The 21,639-nt window shown below is 62.5% G+C and carries 20 protein-coding genes; 16 read left to right on the top strand and 4 right to left on the bottom strand.

Features of this window, described 5'->3' with window-relative positions; translation table 11 throughout:
• The first annotated feature begins 87 nt into the window (after positions 1-87).
• From pgsA to ACP8LP_RS06985, 3 genes are all read left to right on the top strand, one after another.
• Entirely contained in the window at positions 88-708 is a 621-nt protein-coding gene (gene pgsA, locus ACP8LP_RS06995; RefSeq protein ID WP_016667494.1) for a CDP-diacylglycerol--glycerol-3-phosphate 3-phosphatidyltransferase, read from the top strand.
• The gene (locus ACP8LP_RS06990) at positions 705-1,190 is read left to right on the top strand and encodes a CinA family protein (RefSeq protein ID WP_016667495.1); all 486 of its coding nucleotides are present in this window, start codon (positions 705-707) and stop codon (positions 1,188-1,190) included. Before pgsA ends, ACP8LP_RS06990 begins: the two co-directional genes overlap by 4 nt.
• A gap of 101 nt (positions 1,191-1,291) precedes the next feature.
• Positions 1,292-1,567, top strand: coding sequence for a helix-turn-helix domain-containing protein (locus ACP8LP_RS06985; RefSeq protein ID WP_004811583.1), 276 nt, complete (start codon positions 1,292-1,294; stop codon positions 1,565-1,567).
• A 120-nt stretch (positions 1,568-1,687) separates the two neighbouring features.
• Here ACP8LP_RS06985 and ACP8LP_RS06980 read toward each other — a convergent pair whose 3' ends face one another.
• Positions 1,688-2,446, bottom strand: coding sequence for a DeoR/GlpR family DNA-binding transcription regulator (locus tag ACP8LP_RS06980; RefSeq protein ID WP_036976577.1), 759 nt, complete (start codon positions 2,444-2,446; stop codon positions 1,688-1,690).
• Between the two features lie 149 nt (positions 2,447-2,595).
• Between ACP8LP_RS06980 and ACP8LP_RS06975 the strand changes: the two genes are divergently transcribed.
• From ACP8LP_RS06975 to rny, 4 genes are all read left to right on the top strand, one after another.
• On the top strand, positions 2,596-2,790 hold the full coding sequence (locus tag ACP8LP_RS06975) for a DUF3046 domain-containing protein (RefSeq protein WP_016667497.1): 195 nt from the start codon (positions 2,596-2,598) through the stop codon (positions 2,788-2,790).
• Positions 2,791-3,098: 308 nt separating this feature from the next.
• Complete coding sequence (gene recA, locus ACP8LP_RS06970; RefSeq protein ID WP_490292848.1) at positions 3,099-4,145, top strand: recombinase RecA; 1,047 nt, start codon at positions 3,099-3,101, stop codon at positions 4,143-4,145.
• A complete protein-coding gene (recX, locus tag ACP8LP_RS06965; RefSeq protein WP_083940472.1) occupies positions 4,142-4,690 on the top strand; it encodes a recombination regulator RecX in 549 nt (182 codons plus the stop codon). Before recA ends, recX begins: the two co-directional genes overlap by 4 nt.
• Positions 4,691-4,788: 98 nt before the next feature.
• Entirely contained in the window at positions 4,789-6,414 is a 1,626-nt protein-coding gene (gene rny, locus ACP8LP_RS06960) for a ribonuclease Y (protein ID WP_016667500.1), read from the top strand.
• Between the two features lie 51 nt (positions 6,415-6,465).
• Here the strand turns inward: rny and ACP8LP_RS06955 are convergent, their stop codons facing one another.
• On the bottom strand, positions 6,466-7,365 hold the full coding sequence (locus ACP8LP_RS06955) for an aldose 1-epimerase family protein (protein WP_016667502.1): 900 nt from the start codon (positions 7,363-7,365) through the stop codon (positions 6,466-6,468).
• Positions 7,366-7,546: 181 nt separating this feature from the next.
• Here ACP8LP_RS06955 and ACP8LP_RS06950 point away from each other — a divergent pair, with 181 nt between their 5' ends.
• Complete coding sequence (locus tag ACP8LP_RS06950) at positions 7,547-9,088, top strand: YfcC family protein (RefSeq protein ID WP_279186909.1); 1,542 nt, start codon at positions 7,547-7,549, stop codon at positions 9,086-9,088.
• 49 nt (positions 9,089-9,137) lie between these two features.
• Positions 9,138-10,622 carry a tRNA (N6-isopentenyl adenosine(37)-C2)-methylthiotransferase MiaB gene (gene miaB, locus ACP8LP_RS06945; protein WP_270236013.1) on the top strand — a complete coding sequence of 495 codons (1,485 nt, stop codon included), beginning with the start codon at positions 9,138-9,140 and terminating at the stop codon, positions 10,620-10,622.
• A 156-nt stretch (positions 10,623-10,778) separates the two neighbouring features.
• On the opposite strand, the gene ACP8LP_RS06940 is transcribed toward miaB, so the two are convergent.
• The gene (locus tag ACP8LP_RS06940; RefSeq protein ID WP_016667505.1) at positions 10,779-10,979 is read right to left on the bottom strand and encodes an antitoxin; all 201 of its coding nucleotides are present in this window, start codon (positions 10,977-10,979) and stop codon (positions 10,779-10,781) included.
• A gap of 117 nt (positions 10,980-11,096) precedes the next feature.
• Between ACP8LP_RS06940 and miaA the strand changes: the two genes are divergently transcribed.
• The 4 genes from miaA to ACP8LP_RS06920 all read left to right on the top strand — a co-directional run bounded on the left by miaA (position 11,097) and on the right by ACP8LP_RS06920 (position 16,497).
• The gene (miaA, locus tag ACP8LP_RS06935) at positions 11,097-12,056 is read left to right on the top strand and encodes a tRNA (adenosine(37)-N6)-dimethylallyltransferase MiaA (RefSeq protein WP_117189596.1); all 960 of its coding nucleotides are present in this window, start codon (positions 11,097-11,099) and stop codon (positions 12,054-12,056) included.
• A gap of 4 nt (positions 12,057-12,060) precedes the next feature.
• Positions 12,061-12,885: a diaminopimelate epimerase gene (dapF, locus tag ACP8LP_RS06930; RefSeq protein ID WP_016667507.1), complete on the top strand. Its 825-nt coding sequence runs from the start codon at positions 12,061-12,063 to the stop codon at positions 12,883-12,885.
• A 122-nt stretch (positions 12,886-13,007) separates the two neighbouring features.
• Positions 13,008-14,459: a GTPase HflX gene (gene hflX / locus ACP8LP_RS06925; RefSeq protein ID WP_016667508.1), complete on the top strand. Its 1,452-nt coding sequence runs from the start codon at positions 13,008-13,010 to the stop codon at positions 14,457-14,459.
• Positions 14,449-16,497: an ATP-dependent DNA helicase gene (locus ACP8LP_RS06920; RefSeq protein ID WP_117189597.1), complete on the top strand. Its 2,049-nt coding sequence runs from the start codon at positions 14,449-14,451 to the stop codon at positions 16,495-16,497. Before hflX ends, ACP8LP_RS06920 begins: the two co-directional genes overlap by 11 nt.
• Before the next feature lie 9 nt (positions 16,498-16,506).
• Here ACP8LP_RS06920 and ACP8LP_RS06915 read toward each other — a convergent pair whose 3' ends face one another.
• Positions 16,507-17,190, bottom strand: coding sequence for a LexA family protein (locus tag ACP8LP_RS06915; protein WP_016667510.1), 684 nt, complete (start codon positions 17,188-17,190; stop codon positions 16,507-16,509).
• A 283-nt stretch (positions 17,191-17,473) separates the two neighbouring features.
• Here ACP8LP_RS06915 and ACP8LP_RS06910 point away from each other — a divergent pair, with 283 nt between their 5' ends.
• From ACP8LP_RS06910 to ACP8LP_RS06900, 3 genes are all read left to right on the top strand, one after another.
• Complete coding sequence (locus ACP8LP_RS06910; protein ID WP_016667511.1) at positions 17,474-17,824, top strand: hypothetical protein; 351 nt, start codon at positions 17,474-17,476, stop codon at positions 17,822-17,824.
• 226 nt (positions 17,825-18,050) lie between these two features.
• Positions 18,051-18,557 (top strand): transcriptional regulator NrdR, encoded by a 507-nt coding sequence (gene nrdR / locus ACP8LP_RS06905; protein WP_016667512.1) that lies wholly within the window; start codon positions 18,051-18,053, stop codon positions 18,555-18,557.
• A gap of 81 nt (positions 18,558-18,638) precedes the next feature.
• The gene (locus ACP8LP_RS06900; protein ID WP_279186915.1) at positions 18,639-21,485 is read left to right on the top strand and encodes a vitamin B12-dependent ribonucleotide reductase; all 2,847 of its coding nucleotides are present in this window, start codon (positions 18,639-18,641) and stop codon (positions 21,483-21,485) included.
• Positions 21,486-21,639 lie beyond the last annotated feature (154 nt).

The raw sequence follows: 21,639 nt of genomic DNA, 5'->3' as shown, positions 1-21,639 counted from the left end.
CCCACGGCGCTGACGTCGACGGACCAATCGGGAACCATTTCGGGGCGGTGAGTCGCATCAGGCGTCGTCACGCGAGATACTGTGCCCATGGCCACGAAGAAGGACCGCTCCAGCAACATCAACGTTCCGAATGCGCTGACCCTGCTGAGAGCCGTTGCGGTTCCCGTCTTCGGATGGATGCTGTTGGCCCATGCCCATGAGGGCAGCTGGCGGACGGCGACAACGATCGTCTTCATGGTGGCGATCCTCACCGATTTCGTCGACGGCAAGATTGCCCGCAAGTACAACCTCGTCACCAACTTCGGCAAGATCGGTGACTCCATCGCTGACAAGGCACTCACCGGCATGGCCTTCATTGGTCTATCGATTCTCGGCGAGTTGCCATGGTGGATGACGATCATCATCCTGCTGCGCGAGTGGGGCATCACCGTCATGCGGATGAAGATGCTCAAGTATGAGGTGATGGCGGCCAACAAGGGCGGCAAACTCAAGACCGCGATGCAGTCCTTGGCAATCACGCTGTTCTGCCTCGGCCTGTGGCGAACCCCGACCTTCGTCGACGTCTTCGCCTGGGCCGTCATGATCATCGCCTTCCTGCTCACCGTCGTCACTGGCCTGGTGTACATCAGGGACGCCATCCAGATCCGTAACCGTGCCAAGAACGCTGAGGTCAAGCCGGTGAAGTCTCGGAAGCAGAACCTCAAGTGACCGGCGACGAAGGCGCACGTCGACTCATTGCCGAGCTGTCGGAACGCGGTCTGACGGCGGCAACCTGCGAATCCCTGACAGCAGGCCTGGTCTCGGCGATCATCACGACCGTTCCGGGGGCGTCGGCGGTCTTTCGTGGCGGTCTCGTGACCTATGCCAGCGACCTCAAGACCAAGCTCGCTGGGGTCGACGCCGGCTGGATCGCCGAGAACGGGGTCATCAATTCCATCACTGCGGCCCAAATGGCGATGGGATGTCGGAAAGCCTGCCGGGCTGACATCGGTCTGTCCTGCACCGGGGTTGCCGGGCCAGATCCCCAGGACGGTGAAAGGGCCGGAACAGTCTTCATCGGTGCGGTGTACGAGGGAGCTCCGATCGTGAAGCACCTTCAGCTGGAGGGACCACGCGAGGAGATTCGACGGGCGACGGTCCAGGCGCTTCTGGACCTCGGATGCGAGGTTTTGAGCGGTTCACAGAACTGACGACGCCCCCTCAAGAAAAAATGTGAAGAATTTCGCCGTGTGGGGAATGTTCCATTCGTCGAGAGCGTTGTCATGGATGAATCACCTAGGAGGAGACGCCCATGAAATCAGCTATGCTGCGTGAAATGCTCGGCGAGTCGCTGCGTGAACAGAGGTTCGCACAGGGCCGTACCCTGCGTGAGGTGTCTTCTGCCGCACGCGTGTCCCTCGGATACCTCTCGGAGGTCGAGCGGGGCCAGAAGGAAGCTTCCAGCGAGCTCATCCTGGCCATTTGCACCGCTTTGGATCTCCCGCAGTCCGAATTGATGCGCATCGTCAGCGACAAGATGCTCAAGAGTGAAGGCACCCCCGAGCACCGCATTACTGTTGCGGCATGAACAACACCCTGAACTTCTGACGTTTCCCGGTCCCGTTGGGGCCGGGAACTTCTGTGTTGTGGGTCTCTCGACCACGCATGGTCCGGATTGGCTCCGTCTCTGGGGCGATGTGCGGCCCGATCAGTCAGTCGATGCGTGGACGATGCGAATGGCGATTCCGAGGGCGCGCAACCGGGTCAGCTCGTCGGGATCAGCTGAGTCGTCGGTGACGAGGAGGTCGACGTCCTTGGCCTCAGCCAGCTTTGCCAGGGTGACCCGGCCGATCTTGGAACCGTCCACAGCCGCGATGATGCGAGCTGCCCTCTTGATCATGGTGTGGTTTGCAGCGGCTTCGATGCCGTCGTGGGTCGTCAGGCCACCCTCGGCGCTCAGTCCGTCGCATCCCACGATGGCGGTGCCGACGTTGACCTGTTTGAAGGTGGACTCGGCCAGGGAGCCGACCAGTTCCAAGGAGGAGGGGCGTAGCACCCCGCCGGTGATGAGGACACGTTGCTGGCCCTGGCTGGCGGCCTCGAGGGCGATGCTCACGGAGTTCGTGATGAGGGTGAGGTCATGGCGATGATGCAAGGCTCGGACGATCTCGGTGGTCGTCGTGCCGCCGGTGAGTCCAATCGCGTGACGTCCCACCGGAAGCTCGGAAGCAACGGTATGTGCGATGGCTTCCTTGGCGCGACGACGACGGCCGTCCCGTAAGTTGACGGGTAGTTCGGCCCCCGTTCCGGCGCGGCGAGCTGTTCCATGTGAGCGAATGAGAAGGCCTTGTTCAGCGAGTGAGGCGACATCGCGTCGGATCGTCGCAGCACTCGCTCCCAGGGTGGCCGCCATGGTCCGCAAGGGGACCTCGTCGTGGTCACGCAACATGGCGAGAATGGCGACCATGCGGTCGTTTCGCCGTGAGGATGATGAGTGGGCATCCGACGGCATCGTCATCGCTTCTCCTTTCGCGCGACTCACGGCTCGTGGGGAGAGCCGTGCAGTGAGCGTTCGCACATCTGCGCTGATCTTATCCTGCCCTTAGGCTTGTCTTCATGACAGAGACCCAATTGTGGACGCGACTGGCTGAGGCCCTGGGTGACGACTACTGCCGAATTTGGGCTGCACAGCAGGCTGTACCGGGTCTCGACTCACGGACGGTGCAGGAAGCCTTGGCTGACGGAGTCGATGCCAAGACGATTTGGCGGGCCTGCTGGAAGGCACTGGAGCTGCCCGACTCGCTGCGCTGACCTGGGGAGATGGGACGTGTCCGGATGCCGAGGAACGGTGCCAGAACGGAAACGGAACAAAACCGGAACACGACGCGCTGCAAAGTCGTCAGTGGCATCTGGAAGGGTTGTCCACAAGCGAGCGGACAGCCGTGACGGCAGTCATCCACAGGAACGAACTTGCCTGACGGATTGTCCGACCCCGCTCCTACAGTTTGAGTGATGACACAAGGAAACCGGTGAGTCTCCCTCATCACGACACATGACCAACGCTGCGGCGATGCCGCGCGGCAAATGGGGCGGGAGACCGTCTTCAAGGAAGGAACGACATGGCAGCGACCGCAGATCGCGAACAGGCCCTTGCCACGGCCTTGCAGCAGATCGAGAAGCAGCACGGCAAGGGCTCCGTCATGCGCCTTGGCGAGCAGGAGACCGTGAAGATTGCGGCGATTCCGACGGGATCGGTGGCCCTGGACGTCGCCCTCGGCGTGGGAGGCCTCCCACGCGGCAGAATCGTCGAGATCTATGGTCCGGAGTCCTCGGGCAAGACGACGGTGGCCCTGCACGCCATCGCGAACGCTCAGGCCGAAGGCGGCATCTGCGCCTTCATTGACGCCGAGCACGCCCTCGACCCGGAGTACGCCCGCAAGCTTGGTGTCGACACTGACTCCCTGCTGGTGAGCCAGCCTGATAACGGTGAACAGGCCCTCGAGATTGCCGACACCCTGGTGCGGTCGGGCGCTCTTGAGCTCGTCGTTATCGACTCCGTCGCAGCCCTCACCCCGAAGGCTGAGATCGAGGGAGAGATGGGTGATTCCCACGTCGGTCAACAGGCTCGCCTCATGAGCCAGGCCTTGCGCAAGATGACTGGTGCCCTCAACGCGGCCGGGACGACGGCCATCTTCATCAACCAGCTGCGTGAGAAGATCGGTGTCATGTTCGGCTCTCCGGAGACGACCACCGGTGGACGCGCGCTGAAGTTCTACTCTTCAGTGCGACTGGACGTGCGTCGCATCGAGACCCTCAAGGACGGTTCCGAGATGGTCGGTAACCGTACCCGCGTCAAGGTCGTCAAGAACAAGGTCGCCCCGCCGTTCAAGCAGGCCGAGTTCGACATTCTCTATGGTCAGGGCATTTCCCGAGAGGGAAGCCTCATCGACATGGGCGTGGACTGCGGGATCATCACCAAGTCCGGATCGTGGTTCAGTTACAACAATGAGCAGCTGGGTCAAGGTAAGGAGAATGTCCGCAACTTCCTCAAGGGCAACCCGGACGTCGCCAACGAGATCGAGGACAAGATCCTCACCCACCTGGGTCTGCGTGAGACCGAAATTCCCGAGGGAGTCGATCCCGAAACCGGTGAGGTGGAATTCTGAGCCGGCGACACAAGGATTCTCCAGAGGAGTTGACCGACGACCAGTGGTACGAGGAAGCTCGCGAGATCTGCCTCAAACGACTGGATCGTCGGGCCAACACCCGAAGTGAACTCGCAGCAGCTCTGGATTCCAAAGGTGTGCCTGAGCAGGTGCGTGAGGCAGTCCTTGATCGCCTCACTGAGGTGGGACTCGTCGATGATGCTGACTTTGCCAACCGATGGATAGCGTCCCGTCACGGTGTGCGAGGTCTGTCCCGCAGAGCAGTGGCAGTCGAATTGTCGCGCAAAGGGGTCGATTCCCAGATCATTGAGGACGCGACCTCCCAGATCACGGAGGCTGACGAGTTGGATGCCGCCACCGAACTCGCAGTGAACAAGCTGCGGGCAGGTCGAGGTGTCGAGGAAGCCCGTCTGACCCGCCGGGTGTTGGGTGCCCTGGCCCGCAAGGGCTACGGACCTCAGGTCTCCTGGGCCGCCATCCGTGCCGCCCGCGAGGAACTCGGTGAGGAACCCCCCGAAGCGCCGATAACCGGCCCCTTCGACTAGGGTCGTATCGTTTGCCTCTCACCTCGGTTTTCCTGGCACCGACGTCAGGGGGGGCGACGCTGCAGCTCCGAGTCAGGATGTGAGGAAGGGTGGAGGTCATGCTCATCGCACTCGTCGTGGTGGCGGTGCTCTCAGTGGCAGTCATCATTGGCTGGCTGGCAGACCGTCGAGCCATTGGCAGGAGGGCGGAACGAGCAGAGTCCGAACGCGATGCGAAGGCATTGGAGCTTTCTCGCAGCGAGGAGCGCCTGGTGCGTGCGACTCAAGATCTTGCGGGCAGTCGTGACGAGACCGCGGCAGCTCGCGCTGCGCTCGAGTCCAGTCGAGTGCGGCTCGCTGATGAAGAGCGTCGAGCCGATCATGCCGAGCAAGCTCGCCACAGCGCCGAGGCCCTGCTCGAGATCAACCAGCGCTCTGCCGAAGAGTTGACAGAGCGTGATCGTCAGCTGCGCGAAGCCCGTCGCCACCTCGACGCCGGCCTCGACAAGCTCGAGAAGGAGCGCCTGGAGTTGGCGGAGCGCAGCTCTCACCTCGATGAGCGGGACGCCGAGCTAGATCGACGTGACGAGCAGATTGTCGCGGAGCTGGAGCGCGTCGCCGGGATGTCCCTTGGCCAGGCCCAAGACGAACTGGCAGAGCACCTCGGCAGAGAGTCTCGTGCGGTGGCTGAATACAGTGCCCGGGCGATCATCGCCGAGGCGACGACGAACGCCGAGGGCAAAGCTCGGCACATCGTGGCTGATGCCATTCAGCGGTGTTCCTCCGAGATGGTTGCCGACACCGTCGTCAGCGTCGTTCCACTGCCCAGCGACGAGATGAAGGGTCGCGTCATCGGGCGAGAAGGCCGCAACATCCGCACCTTCGAGCAAGTGACGGGAGTCACGGTCATCATCGATGACACCCCGGGCATCGTCTTGCTGAGCTGCTTCGACCCCATGCGGCGCGAGGTGGCCCGACAGGCTCTCGTAGATCTGGTCGAAGACGGTCGCATCCACCCCATCAGCATCGAGAAGGCCCATCAGCGAGCCGTCGACCACATCGAACAGATGTGTCTGGAAGCCGCATCCGAGGCGCTGTCCGAAGCCGGGATCGCCGACATTGACGATCGGCTCCTCCCCATCCTCGGGTCCCTGCGCTTCCGGACCTCCTACGGTCAACAGGTGCTCGATCACTGCGTCGAGTGCGCCCGACTCGCGGCCACCCTGGCAGCTGAAATCGGTGGCGACGTCGACACCTGTCGTCGTGCGGCCTTCCTGCACGATCTCGGTAAGTCCCTCACCCCGGGGGTTGGAGGAACCCACGCGGCCATCGGTGCTGAACTGGCACGACGCCATGGGGAATCTGATGAGGTCGTGCATGCCATTGCAGCTCACCACGATGAGATTGAGCCCGTGAGCGTCACGGATCTCATCGTCAAGGCTGCGGATGCAATCTCTGCGGCTCGTCCAGGGGCACGTCGAGATTCCTTGGAGGCCCATGTCCGCAGGATGGACACCATCGAGGAGATTGCCACCAGCTTCTCCGGGGTCGAACGGGCTTTCGCCCTGCAAGCTGGACGTGAGGTCCAGATCCTCGTCGATCCGGGTACGGTGGACGATCTGCACGCGTCCCGACTCGCACGTCAGATCGCGTTGGCGGTGGGTGAGCAGGTCACCGTGCCAGGACGCACCAGGGTCACCGTCATCCGCTCCTTCCAAGCCGTGGAGACGGTGGGGGAATCCTGAGCCACCAGCCCTTGTGGAAACGTGGTGGTTCGGGATGCCGTCCCGAGCAGCTCAGGCGATTCCCCAGGTGAGGGTGACCTCGTCCCCGGATTCCAGGCGGATGGCGTCTCCATGGGTGGGCCCCTCGTTGAAGGCGTCCGGCCCGCATGTCATCGGTTCGACGGCGAGGCTGAGGCGGTCATCTGGAGTGTAAATCTGCGCCCAGCCCATGGTCGCATCTCCCCACAACTCATGGCTGGCCTCATCGCTGGTGACCTTGATGCGCCATGCCGGCGATCCAACGGTTCCTCCACGATCCAAGGTGTAGGCGGTGTCGAAGGTGCGCTGACCGAGCGACTGCCCACTCATCGTGTGGACCTCGTCCATCCCACAAATCCGCACTGGCAGAAGCCGATCGTCAACCTGCAGCCAGGATGCAAACGGGGCGTCAATCTTCCACTCATCGATGGACCCGCCAAGGCAGAAATAGGGATGGGCGGCATAGCCGAAAGGCACTGCCGTGGCCCCGACGTTCCGAGCCCTCACGGTGACCGTCAGTCCGTGATCATCCAGGTTGTGGGTCAGCTGGACATCAATCGTTCCAGGCCAGCCAGGCCGAGCCATGATCCGGATCTCCTGGGTCACCGAGGAGTCGGTGTGTTCGACGAGGTGCCACGGTGACCACGCCACCAGACCATGAATGGCATTGTTGCGATCGACCTCGCTAATAGCCAGCTGCTGGTCAACGTCATCGAATCGGTAGCGGCCGTCACGGATGCGGTTGGGCCAGGGGAGGAGCTGCTGCCCCTGCGACGAAGCGGGGGACTGGTCGGCCTCAAAGGTCTTGATGACGTCGTCTCCGTTGTGGCGAAGACTGCGAAGGGTGGCTCCCTGCTCCGTCACGACGGCCTGCCAAAGACCGTGGGAAATCTCGTACTGGGTGCCGGTGGGGAGCATGACGTCATTGATCATGATGAAAAGCCTATCGTCCCGTCCTTTCCGGGCGTTAATTCTTAAGCCCCAGTACCTGCCGATGCTGGGTTGTTATACTATTGTTAGTCGAGTTGATAGTGCCCAACGGAGGGCAGGTGAACCGGCAGTGTCGTCGGTCTTTCCGTTGCGACGACTCACCGATGCTGAAAGTAGGTGAACCTTGTCCAGCAACAATGCCACTGAGACCCGCCATCGCCTACGGGTTCCGTCAGCTTTCACAATCCTTTTCGTCCTCACAGTTCTCGCCGTTGCGTGTACATGGCTAGTCCCAGCCGGAAGTTACTCAAAGATGAGTTACTCCGCAGGTTCGCAGCAGTTGGTCATTGTGGATCCTCATGGCGCCATGACGAAGCATGCGGCCACCCAGGAGACCCTGGACAAATACGGGGTCGCCATGAGGATCTCGGAATTCACCTCAGGGTCCATGACGGGGTCGGTGTCAGTACCAGGTACTTATCAACGCCTGGCATCCCATCCAGCCGGTATCGGAGAGATTACGAACGGCATGGTGACGGGAACGATCGAGGCCGTCGACATCATCGTTTTCATCCTTGTACTGGGTGGCCTCATCGGCGTTGTGAGGGCTAGCGGCGCATTCGAGGCCGGTCTCGGGAGACTCACTGCCAAGTCCAAGGGAAGAGAGTTCATCCTTGTCCTTTCCGTGTCCCTGTTCATGATCGTGGGCGGGACGACGTGTGGACTCGAGGAGGAGGCAGTCGCCTTCTATCCCATCCTTGCGCCGGTCTTCATCGCCATGGGGTATGACGCTCTGGTCGTCGTTGGGTCGGTCTTCCTCGCTGGATCGATTGGTACGTGTTTCTCGACCATCAACCCGTTCTCCTCTGCCATTGGAGCGAATGCGGCCGGTATTCGACTCACCGAAGGTATGTCATGGCGTGTTGTGGGTCTGGTTGGAGGAGCGATAGCTGTCGTCATCTATCTCGCCTGGTATTCACGAAAGGTGAAGGCAGATCCGGAATTCTCCTACGTCTGGGAGGATCGCGACGCTTTTGCGGCTCAGTGGGGTTTGGGTGATGACGGCGCCGAGATGGGATTCGATTGGCGTCGTAAAGTCATCCTCGTCCTCTTTGCGGCAGCCTTCCCCATCATGGTGTGGGGAGTTATGGCCCGAGGATGGTGGTTCCCGGCGATGGCGTCATCATTCCTCGCCATTGCCATTGTCATCATGTTCATTGCTGCGACCGGACCAAACAAACTCAGTGAGAAAAAACTCGTCGATGCGTTCAGCGCAGGATCATCAAGCCTGGTGGCCGTATCCCTCATCATCGGGTTGGCGCGGGGAATCAATCACATCCTCAATGAAGGCTTGATTTCTGACACCTTGCTGTATGAGTCAGCCAAGGTGGTCTCCCATGTCAACGGCCCCGTCTTCGTACTGTCCCTGCTCATCGTGTTCTTCCTGCTGGGATTCATCGTGCCCTCGTCGTCAGGTCTGGCCGTTCTGGCACTGCCGATCATGGCTCCCCTCGGCGACACCGCCGGGGTATCGCGGGCCACAGTGCTGTGCGCCTATCAGTGGGGTCAGTACGCGATGTTGTTCCTGGCACCCACAGGATTGGTCATGGCAACTCTGCAAATGCTGGACATCAGGTACTCGCACTGGCTGAAGTTCGTGTGGCCATTGGTCGTGTTCGTCCTGGTGTATGGCGGGATCCTCCTGGTCCTGCAGACGATCGTGTGAGGAACGGGCTGGTCCGGTACGTGGGCTGATGACGTAGAGTGTTCGCGCCATGCCCAGTAACACCGTGCGGCAGACCGAGGCCCCGACCTACCGGGTCGTGACCTACGGATGCCAGATGAATGTCCATGACTCCGAGCGCATTGCCGGTCTCCTCGAGGAGGCCGGCTACGTTCCCGATCCCAGAACCGACACCTTGGCTCCGGCTGACGTCGTCGTCTTCAACACCTGTGCAGTCCGGGAGAACGCCGACAATCGTCTCTACGGCACCCTCGGCCACATGGCCTCGGTGAAGTCGGCCCATCCCGGGATGCAGCTGGCCGTCGGCGGCTGTATGGCTCAGAAGGACAAGGACACGGTCGTCGCACGGGCACCATGGGTGGACGTCGTCTTCGGCACCCACAACGTGGGCTCCCTGCCGGCCCTGCTCAAGCGCGCCCGTCACAATGCCACGGCCCAGGTGGAGATTGAGGAGTCCCTGGTCACTTTTCCGTCGAACCTGCCCACCCGACGCGATTCGGCGTACTCGGCCTGGGTCTCCATCTCGGTGGGATGCAACAACACCTGCACCTTCTGCATCGTCCCGCAGCTGCGCGGCAAGGAAACCGACCGACGCCCCGGTGAGATCCTCTCGGAGATCCGAGCCCTCGTTGACGAGGGAGTCCAGGAGATCACCCTGCTCGGCCAGAACGTCAATTCCTACGGAGTTCAGTTCGGTGATCGCGGCGCCTTCGCCAAGCTGCTGCGGGCCTGTGGCGAGATCGACGGTCTGGAGAGGGTGCGGTTCACCTCACCCCACCCGGCCGCCTTCACCGATGACGTCATCGAGGCGATGGCCGAGACCCCCAATGTCATGCCCAGCCTGCACATGCCTCTGCAGTCCGGGTCTGACGAGGTGCTGCGCCGGATGCGCCGATCCTACCGGTCCAAGAAGTTCCTCGGAATCCTTGACAGGGTGCGCGAGGCCATTCCGGACGCCGCCATCACCACAGACATCATCGTCGGGTTCCCCGGGGAGACCGACGAGGACTTCGCCGAGACAATGCGTGTCGTCGAGGAGTCGAGGTTCTCCGCTGCCTTCACCTTCCAGTACTCCATCCGTCCCAACACCCCGGCAGGGATCATGGAGGACCAGGTCCCCAAGCCGGTCGTCCAGGAACGCTACGAACGCCTCGTCGATCTCGTCGACGACATCGCCTGGCAGGAAAACAAGGCTCAGGTCGGTCGCACCGTCGAGGTGATGTTCGCCGAGGGCGAGGGGCGCAAGGACGAGGTCACCCACCGCGTCACCGGAAGGGCCCGGGACAACCGCCTGGTTCATGTCAGCTTGGCCCCAGATGACGAGGTCCCGCGTCCGGGCGACATAGGAGAGGTCGTCATCACGTCCGGTCATCCCCATCACCTGGTCGCCGATGGTGGCCTGGTGAACCTGCGTCGTACCCGTGGTGGCGACGCATGGCAGATCCGTGAAGGGGCATGCGCTCAGCCCGGTGTCACCATGCTCGGTATTCCGACGATCGGCGCGGCGCAGGGCTGACCAAGGGTGGGTGGCATCGGAGCCTGCTGTGAAACTTGTTCAGACATGCGACGAGGGGTGGTGCTCAGTGGAGCACCACCCCTCGTGTCGCAGCTCATCCGCTCCCATCCGGAGCAGGTCCCCTCAGAGGACGGGCCGCGTCATGTCGTGGACGACTCAGAGGTCGCCGAGCTTGTCCTTGAGGGCATCCTGGCCCTTGTCGACCTGATCGGAGAACTTGCCGCCGGTCTTGTCGTCGACAGTGTCGCCAGCCTTGTCGATGCCCTGCTCGACCTTGTCGCTGTGCTGGCTGACCTGGTCCTTGATGTCGTCCTGGTGGTCGCTGATGGCGTCCTTGGCCTTGTCGAAGAGTCCCATGTGATCTCCTTTCGGGAGCTTTCCCCCTCTCGGGGATGACCCCTTTAGGCTACACACAAGATGGTCCACTCATGTGAGGTTTTTCGCTCTACGCGTTGGCCCCGCAATGTCGTTGCAGTGCGCAAGGATGAACGTGTGAGTTTGCCGGTCATTTGTCTTCTCGGGCCTACTGCCAGCGGAAAATCAGGGTTGGCGGTGCGAGTCTGTTCACGCCTGGGACGTGAAGGGCGCCCGGCCGAGATCGTCAACACTGATTCAATGGTGGTGTATCGGGGGATGGACATCGGTACCGCCACCCCCACGCTTTCCGAGCAGCGTGCAGTGAGGCACCACGTGGTCTCGATCCTTGACGTCACCGAATCCTCCTCAATCGTCCTCATGCAGAAGTTGGCGCGCGAAGCGACCGAAGAGTGCTTGTCTCGCGGTGTCGTCCCGGTGCTCGTCGGCGGTTCGGCCCTGTACACCAAGGCCGTCGTCGACGAGATGACCATTCCCCCCACCGATCCGACGGTACGGGCGAAGTGGCAGAAACGTCTGAAGGCCGAAGGTCCGGAGGCCCTGCACAGGGAACTGGCACGACGGGATTCCAAGGCGGCTGAATCGATCCTGCCGGGGAATGGCAGGAGGATCGTGCGAGCCCTCGAGGTCATTGACCTCACCGGATCCTTCACCGCCACCATTCCCGACGGCACCTCTCACTGGCCTGACACGGTGCACATTGGTCTGGAACTTCCTCGTGAGGACATGGATCGACGGATAGCCGATCGCGTCGACCAGATGTGGGAGAACGGACTGGTTGACGAGGTTCGTGCCTTGGTCGACGTCGGATTGAGGGACGGCCTCACGGCAAGTCGAGCGCTGGGATACCGGCAGGTGCTGGAGTTCCTTGACGGCGAGTATGACGAGGAGGAGGCCCGTCGTCGTACCGTGACCGGCACCCGCCGCTTCGCCCGGAAACAGCTCATGTGGTATCGCCGGGACGATCGTATTGAATGGCTCAATGCACTTGATCCCGATCTCGATGACAAGGTTGTGGCGCGGGTGTTGACCGCCCTGTCCACCGACGAGGAGGATTGACGACATGACGACGACGTTCTGGAAGGCACACGGGACCGGCAATGACTTCGTCATCGTCGACCGCCCCGACCCCCTGACCCCTGGGCAGGTGCGATGGCTGTGCCACCGTCGATTCGGTATCGGCGGCGACGGCACCCTGCAGGCTCTGCGGGCCGGCGACGTCGCCGGGTGGGACGGTGATCCGGAACTGTGGTTCATGGACTACCGCAATGCCGACGGCACCGTCGCGGAGATGTGCGGCAACGGACTACGAGTCTTCGCGCGGCACCTCGCCCGGACCGGGCGCATCGCGGGTAACGAGGCTGACGTCGCGACGCGGGCCGGTGTTCGTCACGTCACCCTGTATGACAACGGCGGTGTGTCGGTGACGATGGGGACGGTCCGAGTCGAGGGCGACGATCTCACCATCGAACATCAGGACATGTGGTGGCCGGCATGCAAGGTTGACGTTGGCAACCCACACGCTGTGGTCGTGACGGACCACACCACCATCACTGCGCTCAACCTCGATGAATCGCCCACCTGGCGTCCACGGTCGGCCTTCCCCGAGGGGGCCAATGTCGAATTCGTCGAGCAGCTGGACGGTCATTCGGTCTCGATGAGGGTCCATGAGCGCGGATCGGGAGAGACGATGTCGTGCGGTACCGGAACCGTGGCCGTGGCAGCGACGATGGCCACCCGTACCGGTCACCGTGGTCCGTGGACGGTCCATGTGCCCGGTGGCCGCGTCATCGTCACCCTCACCCCTGCTGATGACGGCTATGACGCGGTGCTGACGGGCCCTGCGGTCATTCTCGCGACCGGGACGGTCAGCCTTCCCGAGGAATGAGGAACACCGAGGTCAAGGAACCGCCGTTGACCTGTCGGCTTCTCCTCCTACACTTGGCCCGATGACCTCGAAGCACGAGGTGTCGGGGGCACGAGACAGTGGGCCAACAGGACGGGGACCGGGTGAGCGACACCGCACGATTCGACGACGAGCGCGAGGATGCGCCCGAATTCGTTGAGGACTTCAGCGACGATCAGAACGAATATGACGGTGACCAGTTCGACCTGGATGCCCGGTTGTCCCTGACTCGTGTGCCGGGCATGTCGACCGACTTGTCCGACATCTCGGAGGTCGAGTACCGACAGTTGAGGCTCGAGCGAGTGGTGCTCTGCTCGGTGTGGATGAAGGGGTCAGCTGTCGATGCCGAGAACGCCATGGCCGAGCTCAAGTCACTGGCTGAGACCGCGGGGTCCCAGGTCCTCGAGGCCGTCATGCAGAGGCGAACGACCCCGGATCCGGCGACCTACATCGGCTCGGGCAAGGTGGTTGAGCTCGCCGAGATAGTCCGAGCCACCGGAGCTGACACCGTCATTTGTGATGGTGAACTCGACGCCGCTCAGCTTCGAAACCTCGAGGACCGCGTCAAGGTCAAGGTGGTGGACCGGACGGCGTTGATCCTCGACATCTTCGCCCAGCACGCTCGCAGCGTGGAAGGCCGTACCCAGGTCGAATTGGCCCAGCTCAACTACCTCAAGCAGAGGCTGCGTGGCTGGGGTGGAAACCTCTCCCGCCAGACGGGTGGCCGCGCGGCTGGCGGCGCCGGTATCGGTGGCCGTGGCCCCGGTGAGACCCGGATCGAGACCGACAGACGACGTATCGGTCATCGCATCGCTGTGCTGCGTCGTCGTCTCAAGCGCATCGAGTCCACCCGTGTCTCCAAGCGGGCTGATCGCCTTCGCAACAAGGTGCCCTCCGCCGCCATCGTCGGATACACCAACGCGGGGAAGTCCTCCCTGCTCAACCGGCTGACCCGTGCCGGAGTGCTCGTCGAGGATGCCCTCTTCGCCACCCTCGACCCCACCACCCGTCGTACCACGACGGCGGATGGTCGCGTCTACACCCTCACCGACACCGTCGGCTTCGTGCGGCATCTTCCCCACGACCTCGTCGAGGCCTTCGCCTCGACCCTCGAGGAGACGGCGATGGCAGATGTCCTGGTGCACGTCGTCGATGCATCTGACCCCGACCCCATCGGACAGGTCGACGCCGTGCGTGGTGTGCTCGCGGGAATCGGTGCCAGTGACATTCCTGAGATCCTGGTACTCAACAAGATTGATCGTCTCGACGACGACATCATCTTGACGTTGCGTTCGACCTTCCCCGGTGCTCATGTCATCTCGGCTCATACCGGAGAGGGAATCGACAACCTCGTAACAGCCATCGAGGGGTCGCTGCCGGTGCCGTCCCAGAAGGTTGATGTCGTCATGCCCTATGCGCGCGGAGACCTCATGGACAAGATCCACCGCGACGGGACGATCGAACTCATTGACCACACCGCCGATGGCACCCATGTGATCGCCCATCTTCATCCTGCTCTGGCCGCTGAGGTCGAGGAGGCGTGTCATGACGCGTGAGTCGGCTGAGGTCAGCAAGATGTGTCGCGATCTCCTCGGCGTAGCCGTCTCCCAGATGGGGGGTCAGGAGAGATCTGGTCAGGTGACGATGGTCGAGGCCGTCGACCAGGCGATGCGTGAGGAACTGCACCTCTTGGTTCAGGCCGGAACCGGAACCGGAAAATCCTTGGGGTACTTGGCGCCTGCTCTGGTCCATTGTGTCGAGGAAGGGGCGCAGGTCGTCGTCGCCACTGCCACCCTTGCCTTACAGACACAGCTCGCCCACAAGGACATTCCGGCAATTCTCGACGCCTCGGACAAGGTCCTATCCCGTAGGCCGAAGGTGGCCGTGCTCAAGGGGCGCAACAACCACGTCTGTCTGCACAAGGTTCGCGGTGGATCGACGGGGGCGAGAGGACAGGACGCGCTGGTCCCTGGGGCTGATCTCGCGGCTGAGGCCGAGGACACCAGGGAGGCTGGGACGGCGCCGACCTCCGCACTGGGCGCCGAGGTCGTCATGCTGCGTGAATGGGCCGAGAAGCAGGTCGAGGAGTCGGGGCTCGGCGATCGTGATGACGCACCTCCGCACACTCCGTTGGCGTGGGCTCAGGTGAGTGTGCCAGCCAACGAGTGTCTAGGGACTCAGCGCTGTCCCTTCGGCAGCGAGTGCCTCTCCGAAGCAGCCCGTGAGAAGGCCCGAAACGCTGACCTCGTCGTCACCAACCACGCCATGCTCGCGATCGATGCGCTGAACGGTAACAACGTGTTGCCGGAGCACGACACCGTCATCATCGACGAGGCCCACGAGCTGGTGGATCGGTTCACCGGGGCTGCTTCCAAGGGTCTGTCTCCCTCCCTCGTGACGACGACGTCGAAACGGGCCTCGACATGGCTTGACGATGACGTGAGCGCCGATCTGCTCAATCAGGCTGACGTGCTGGCCAGGGCCCTGGAAGCGACCGCGCCGGGACAGGTCACCGAGCCCGAGGCCCAGGTCATACAGGCGTGCACGGTATTGCGAGATCTGGCCAGGGAAGCAGTGAGCCAGTTGGGTCGACGGGACGAGGATTCTAAGGAATCCCTCGACGCCGAGAGGGTGCAGGCTCAGGCCGCCATGCGCGAGGTCTTCGAGACCGTCGACCGCATGGTGTCGATGGCAGCTGCTGACGTGGTGTGGGTCTCGGAATCGGAGAAGGGGTACCGCAGCATCCACGTCGCGCCATTGAGTGTGGCAGGCCTGCTGCGCGAGAACGTCTTCGCGGGGGCGATCACGATCCTCACCTCGGCCACCTTGTGCATCGGCGGTAATTTCCTGGCCACGGCAAGGAACGTCGGGCTGTCGCCACGTGAGCAGATCGAGGGGGACGCTCCGGAGGTTCTCGACACTCAGATGGGGTGGCGAGGGGTTGACGTCGGCTCACCGTTCGACTACTCGAAGCAGGGGATTCTGTATGTCGGTAAGTCCCTGCCGCGCCCGGGTCGAGATGGCATCGCGCCAGAGGTTCTCGACGATCTTGCCGAGCTGATCTGGGCCGCTGGTGGACGTACCCTCGGGCTGTTCTCCTCCCAACGCAACGCGGTGGCTGCCTCCGAACACATGCGCAAGGTCATGCCGGACATTCCGGTGTTGTGTCAGGGGGAGGGACATCTGGCCGATCTCACACGCCGATTCACGGCTGATCCGCGGACATGCCTCTTTGGGACCTTGTCCCTGTGGCAGGGGGTGGACGTTCCTGGTGACACGTGTCGGTTGGTCATCATTGACCGGATTCCGTTCCCACGTCCGGATGACCCGCTCATGGCGGCACGGGGCAAGGCAGTTCAGGATGCTGGCGGTAATGGATTCATGACGGTGTCGGCCGGACATGCGGCCCTCCTGTTGGCCCAGGGGGCGGGCCGGCTCATTCGACGTTCCGACGATCGGGGAGTCGTCGCGGTTCTGGACCCGCGGTTGGCGACGGCGCGATATGGCGGTTTCCTGAGGGCGTCCATGCCCTCGTTCTGGACGACAACGAATCGTGAGATGGCTGTCGGAGCTCTGCGCAGGTTGGGGGAGTGACCACCAGGGTCACAGTCGTCTCATGATGGAGACGGCGCGACCGATGAGAGAAGCATCATCGAGGTTTACCGGTGAGTGAGCGGGGTTTGAGGCCATCAGCCACGGTTTCCCCCCGAGCTTGGCCAAGGAACGGATGATGGTCGTGCCACCCACTGTGGCCGCCACGAAATAGGGCTCGGGTGGGTCGTCGGGAAGGTCCGCCATGGGTAGCTGCTGGACGAGGACAAGGTCTCCGACGTGGAAATCGGGTGCCATCCCATCGTCGCGGACGACGACCACCACGTGGTCTCCGTGGCTCAGTAACTGGGGGGGAACCGCGATGACAGTGTCGTGATGCTCGTCATCGGCAATCTCATTCGGGTTGAAAACCTCGATCTGAAGGGCCTGGGGTCCGTGGGGATCATTGACGTCGACGACGTCCTCAACGACCTCGAGGGTGCCGTCAGTGCGTCGCAACAGGCCGAGATCGATGAGTGCGGAGATACGCCTCTGGACGGTCGACGTACTGGCTGCTCCCGTCATGTCAGCCAGGGCACGAACAGTCGGTGCGCGACCGTCGCGGCGCAGCCCTTCCTTGACGGCGGTCAGCACCGCGTGCTCCTTGGCAGAAGGTCGACGGGTAGTGGTGAACGGGACGGCCGACGAGACGGCGGCCGGGTCCGAGGAGTCGGTTCCGGGCGTATCGGTGGTCATGCCAGTCACGGTATAGGTCGGGTACGACAGTTCCCCGTCAGCTCTGTTCGATGGTTGTTCCGGAGCATGGGGACGGCGTCGATCTGAGCTCTCAGGGAACCTATGAATTGCTTCTGACTAGGTTGTTCTCCTGGTGTTCCAGTCTGATGACGGTGAACCTGTCGGTCGGGTCGGATGTCATGGATGGCGCCGGCGGAGGTTGTGCCGCCGGGCCCTTCCCCGGGATCCATTCCGGGGACCGCTGACGGGAGCGGATGGCTCTCGTCGACAGAGAGGTGATCCGATGAGTGCTCAGACGTACGAGTGGGATGTTGAGACGACGACCAGTCGGCAAGGTGACCTGGTCATCGGACCGTGGCAGGATGAGCTGGCCGAGCCGGTGGTCGTCATCGATCGTCAGGAATTGATGGCAGGGCGTCCCGGTGCCGTCGCACGCCATGAACCCGTCCACGATCGGTTCTGGGACGTCGCCGTGATGGCTACCGTTGTCGTGATGATCATTGGTGTGATCTTGTCCCTGGGACGCCTTGGTCAGGTGTGGCAGGGCAACTCCGAGAGCGGTCACCCCGACCCGGCTGCCGTCGTCCAGACCGATGGACATCAGTCGGGCGACCTGCCTGATATCAGGTCCTGATGGTGGAAGGTGGTCGTGTGGACTGAGCATCTTCGGCGTGTCACGCGTGGCAGCTTGACGGATGATCAAACGACATCCTCAATAGTTCCCCTTCGACACCAGATGTTGTGGTGTTCAACTTCGCCATCCCCATAAGTTGTGTTTTCGGTCCAAGTTCGGAGTAGTCTTCTGAATCGACGGCGTATCTGCCGTTCGGAACCCAGCGAGGTCGGGGAAGGAGGCGACGATGCGCTGTCCGTTCTGTCAGCATGACGACTCACGAGTCCTGGACTCCCGAGTGTGCGAGGACGGCACTGCGATCCGTCGGAGACGACAGTGTCCCGTGTGTGAACGACGGTTCACCACCGTCGAGCGCATGCAGATGACGGTTCACAAGCGTAACGGCATCGAAGAACCCTTCTCCCGAGACAAGGTGATCCGTGGTGTGCGCAATGCATGCAAGGGACGCCCGGTCACGGATGCCGATCTGGCTTTGTTGGGTCAACGCGTCGAGGACGGCCTTCGAGCCCGAGGAGTCGCGGAGATTCCGAGCGACGAGATTGGGTTGGCAATCTTGAGCCCACTTCGTGAGCTGGATCCCATCGCCTATCTGCGGTTCGCAAGTGTGTATCTCAATTACGACACCATCGAGGATTTCGCCACCGAGATCGATCGGTTGCGCGACGAGTCCCCCGAGAAAACGCGGTCCTCGGGCCGCAAGCGGCCTTCGAAGCAGGACGAGCCGCTGTTCTGACGAGCCTTGGCCAAGTGCGCCTCAGCTCATGACAAGTACCGACACCAAACCACCCGTATCACCGAATATCTAGAGGGAGCCATGACCGAGACCAAGTCCGCACCACGCAGGACGAGCCGCTCCAAGGGGCTGCACGTCGAGCGCACCTTCAGCACCGAGGATATCCATCCCTACGACGAGGTGACGTGGGAGCGTCGCGACGTCGTGCAGACGAACTGGCGCACCGGTGACGTGGTCTTCGAACAGCGCGGAGTCGAGTTCCCCGACTTCTGGAGCGTCAACGCCTCGACGATCGTCACGAACAAGTACTTCCGTGGCGCCCTGGGCACTCCTGTCCGTGAGGACAGTCTCAAGACCCTCATCGACCGCGTCGTCAAGACCTACGTGACGTCCGGACGTGAAAACGGCTACTTCGCCTCTGAGGAGGACGCCAAGGTCTTCGGTGAGGAGCTGACCTGGCTGCTGGTCCATCAGTACTTCAGCTTCAACTCCCCGGTGTGGTTCAACGTCGGTACGGCGAGCCCTCAGCAGGTCAGTGCCTGCTTCATTCTCTCGGTGGACGACTCCATGGAGTCGATCCTCAACTGGTATCGGGAAGAGGGATTCATCTTCAAGGGTGGCTCTGGTGCCGGTCTCAACATTTCCCGTATCCGTTCTTCCAAGGAGCTGCTGAGCTCCGGCGGCACTGCTTCCGGCCCGGTGTCCTTCATGCGCGGTGCCGACGCGTCTGCCGGAACCATCAAGTCCGGTGGCGCCACCCGTCGCGCTGCCAAGATGGTCGTCCTTGACATCGATCACCCGGACGTCGAGGAGTTCATCGAGACCAAGGCTCGCGAGGAGGACAAGATCCGCGCCCTGCGCGATGCCGGCTTCGACATGGACCTGGGTGGCCGCGACATCACCAGTGTCCAGTACCAGAACGCCAACAACTCGGTGCGCGTCTCGGATGCCTTCATGACGGCGGTCGAGCAGGGCAAGTCCTTCGGGCTGACTTCCCGCACCGAGCCGGGCAAGGTACTCGACACCGTCGATGCCAAGGAACTCTTCGGCAAGATCGCCCAGGCTGCCTGGGAGTGCGCTGACCCCGGTCTGCAGTACGACGACACCATCAATGCCTGGCACACCAACCCGAACACCGGTCGGATCAACGCCTCCAACCCGTGCTCGGAATACATGAGCCTGGACAACTCCTCGTGCAACCTGGCCAGCCTCAACCTGTTGAAGTTCCTCGACGAGAATGATCACTTCGACGTCGAGAAGTTCACCAAGGCCGTCGAGCTCGTCATCACCGCGATGGACATCTCCATCTGCTTCGCCGACTTCCCGACCGAGGCCATCGGGGAGACCACTCGCAACTTCCGTCAGCTCGGGATTGGATACGCCAACCTGGGCGCCCTTCTCATGGCCCTGGGCCTGGGATATGACTCTGATGGTGGACGTGCCCTGGCTGCTGCCATCACCTCCGTCATGACCGGTGTCTCCTACCGACGCTCCGCCGAGTTGGCGGCCATCGTCGGTCCTTATGCCGGCTACGCCGAGAATGCCGAGTCGCACCAGGCCGTCATGGTCAAGCATCGCGACGCCAACCGCCAGGTTCATCCGCTGCACGACAACGACACCACCGTCCTCGCTGCTGCCAAGGCCGAGTGGGACAAGGTCGTCAAGCTGGGGCGTACCAATGGCTTCCGCAACGCCCAGGCCTCGGTGCTGGCTCCGACCGGCACCATCGGCTTCATGATGGACTGCGACACCACGGGCATCGAGCCGGACTTCTCGCTGGTGAAGTTCAAGAAGATGGTCGGTGGTGGCTCGATGCAGATCGTCAACCAGACGGTGCCGCGTGCCCTCAAGAACCTCGGCTACACCTCTGAGCAGTCCGAGAAGATCGTGGCCCACATCGCCGACAACGGGTCGGTCGTCGGGGCTCCCGGCCTCGACGAGGCCCACTACGAGGTCTTCGACTGCGCCATGGGCACCCGCTTCATCGCGCCGATGGGCCACGTGCGGATGATGGCTGCCGTCCAGCCCTTCCTGTCTGGTGCCATCTCCAAGACCGTCAACCTGCCGGAGTCCTCCACCGTCGAGGACATCGCCAACGTCTACATGGAGGGCTGGAAGCTCGGCCTCAAGGCTCTGGCCGTCTACCGCGACAACTGCAAGGTGGGCCAGCCTCTCTCCGAGGTCAAGAAGGAGGAGGAGAAGACCGAGCCGGAGGTTCGCATCGAGTACCGTCCGCGTCGTCAGCGTCTGCCGAAGTCGCGCATGGGCCGCACGACGAGCTTCCAGGTCGCTGGAGCTGGCGGTTACCTCACGACTGGCGCCTACGATTCCGGCCGCTTGGGCGAGATCTTCCTCAAGCTCGGCAAGCAGGGTTCGACCTTGGCCGGCGTCATGGATGCCTTCTCCATCGCGGTGTCCATCGGTCTGCAGTACGGCGTGCCGTTGGAGTCCTTCGTCCAGAAGTTCTCCAACCTCAAGTTCGAGCCTGCTGGTATGACTGACGACCCGGACATCCGGATCGCCTCGTCGATTATCGACTACGTGTTCCGTCGTCTGGCCTTGGACTACCTGGACTTCGACGAGCGCGCCGAGCTGGGTATCTACACCGCCGCTGAGCGTGCCCGATACGTCGAGACCGGCTCCTACGCGTCAGACGAGGAGGACGGGCTCATCGACTCCGAGACCCTCAAGGACACCCCGGCCGACCGCGTCCGGGTGCACGAGGACGGTGCCAACCAGCCCGGGCTCTTCGCTGCTCAGGAGGCTGTTGAGCGAGGCGCTGGTGCCCACACCAGCGCCGAGCTGCTCGAGGAGCAGCTGGGCCGTGAGGTCGATGCCCCGCTGTGCATGACCTGCGGAACGAAGATGCGTCCGTCGGGATCCTGCTATGTCTGCGAAGGCTGTGGATCCACCAGCGGTTGCAGCTGATGACGTCATGATCTGACCAGGTGGCCGGGGTACAGCAGAGGTTGTGCCCCGGCCCCTGGCGTGTGCGCGTCATCGCACCCGTCGGCTTCCGAATGCCGAGGCCCATGCGTGCGTTCAACCATGCACGTTCACCAGATGGCACCGGAAGACGAGC

Source organism: Cutibacterium sp. LaCa_89 (genome assembly GCF_058177555.1).
The sequence above is the reverse complement of the archived record's forward strand: the minus strand, read 5'-3'. Positions and strand labels throughout refer to the sequence as shown.

Excerpts from the sequence above, each read along its gene's own strand:
- ACP8LP_RS06900 (WP_279186915.1), top strand. The coding sequence starts at position 18,639 with ATGACCGAGACCAAGTCCGCACCACGCAGGACGAGCCGCTCCAAGGGG.
- ACP8LP_RS06940 (WP_016667505.1), bottom strand. The coding sequence starts at position 10,979 with ATGGGACTCTTCGACAAGGCCAAGGACGCCATCAGCGACCACCAGGAC.
- pgsA (WP_016667494.1), top strand. The coding sequence starts at position 88 with ATGGCCACGAAGAAGGACCGCTCCAGCAACATCAACGTTCCGAATGCG.
- recA (WP_490292848.1), top strand. The coding sequence starts at position 3,099 with ATGGCAGCGACCGCAGATCGCGAACAGGCCCTTGCCACGGCCTTGCAG.
- ACP8LP_RS06910 (WP_016667511.1), top strand. The coding sequence starts at position 17,474 with ATGAGTGCTCAGACGTACGAGTGGGATGTTGAGACGACGACCAGTCGG.
- dapF (WP_016667507.1), top strand. The coding sequence starts at position 12,061 with ATGACGACGACGTTCTGGAAGGCACACGGGACCGGCAATGACTTCGTC.
- ACP8LP_RS06975 (WP_016667497.1), top strand. The coding sequence starts at position 2,596 with ATGACAGAGACCCAATTGTGGACGCGACTGGCTGAGGCCCTGGGTGAC.
- rny (WP_016667500.1), top strand. The coding sequence starts at position 4,789 with ATGCTCATCGCACTCGTCGTGGTGGCGGTGCTCTCAGTGGCAGTCATC.
- ACP8LP_RS06980 (WP_036976577.1), bottom strand. The coding sequence starts at position 2,446 with ATGGTCGCCATTCTCGCCATGTTGCGTGACCACGACGAGGTCCCCTTG.
- miaB (WP_270236013.1), top strand. The coding sequence starts at position 9,138 with ATGCCCAGTAACACCGTGCGGCAGACCGAGGCCCCGACCTACCGGGTC.
- ACP8LP_RS06985 (WP_004811583.1), top strand. The coding sequence starts at position 1,292 with ATGAAATCAGCTATGCTGCGTGAAATGCTCGGCGAGTCGCTGCGTGAA.
- ACP8LP_RS06920 (WP_117189597.1), top strand. The coding sequence starts at position 14,449 with ATGACGCGTGAGTCGGCTGAGGTCAGCAAGATGTGTCGCGATCTCCTC.
- nrdR (WP_016667512.1), top strand. The coding sequence starts at position 18,051 with ATGCGCTGTCCGTTCTGTCAGCATGACGACTCACGAGTCCTGGACTCC.
- ACP8LP_RS06955 (WP_016667502.1), bottom strand. The coding sequence starts at position 7,365 with ATGATCAATGACGTCATGCTCCCCACCGGCACCCAGTACGAGATTTCC.
- ACP8LP_RS06915 (WP_016667510.1), bottom strand. The coding sequence starts at position 17,190 with ATGACCACCGATACGCCCGGAACCGACTCCTCGGACCCGGCCGCCGTC.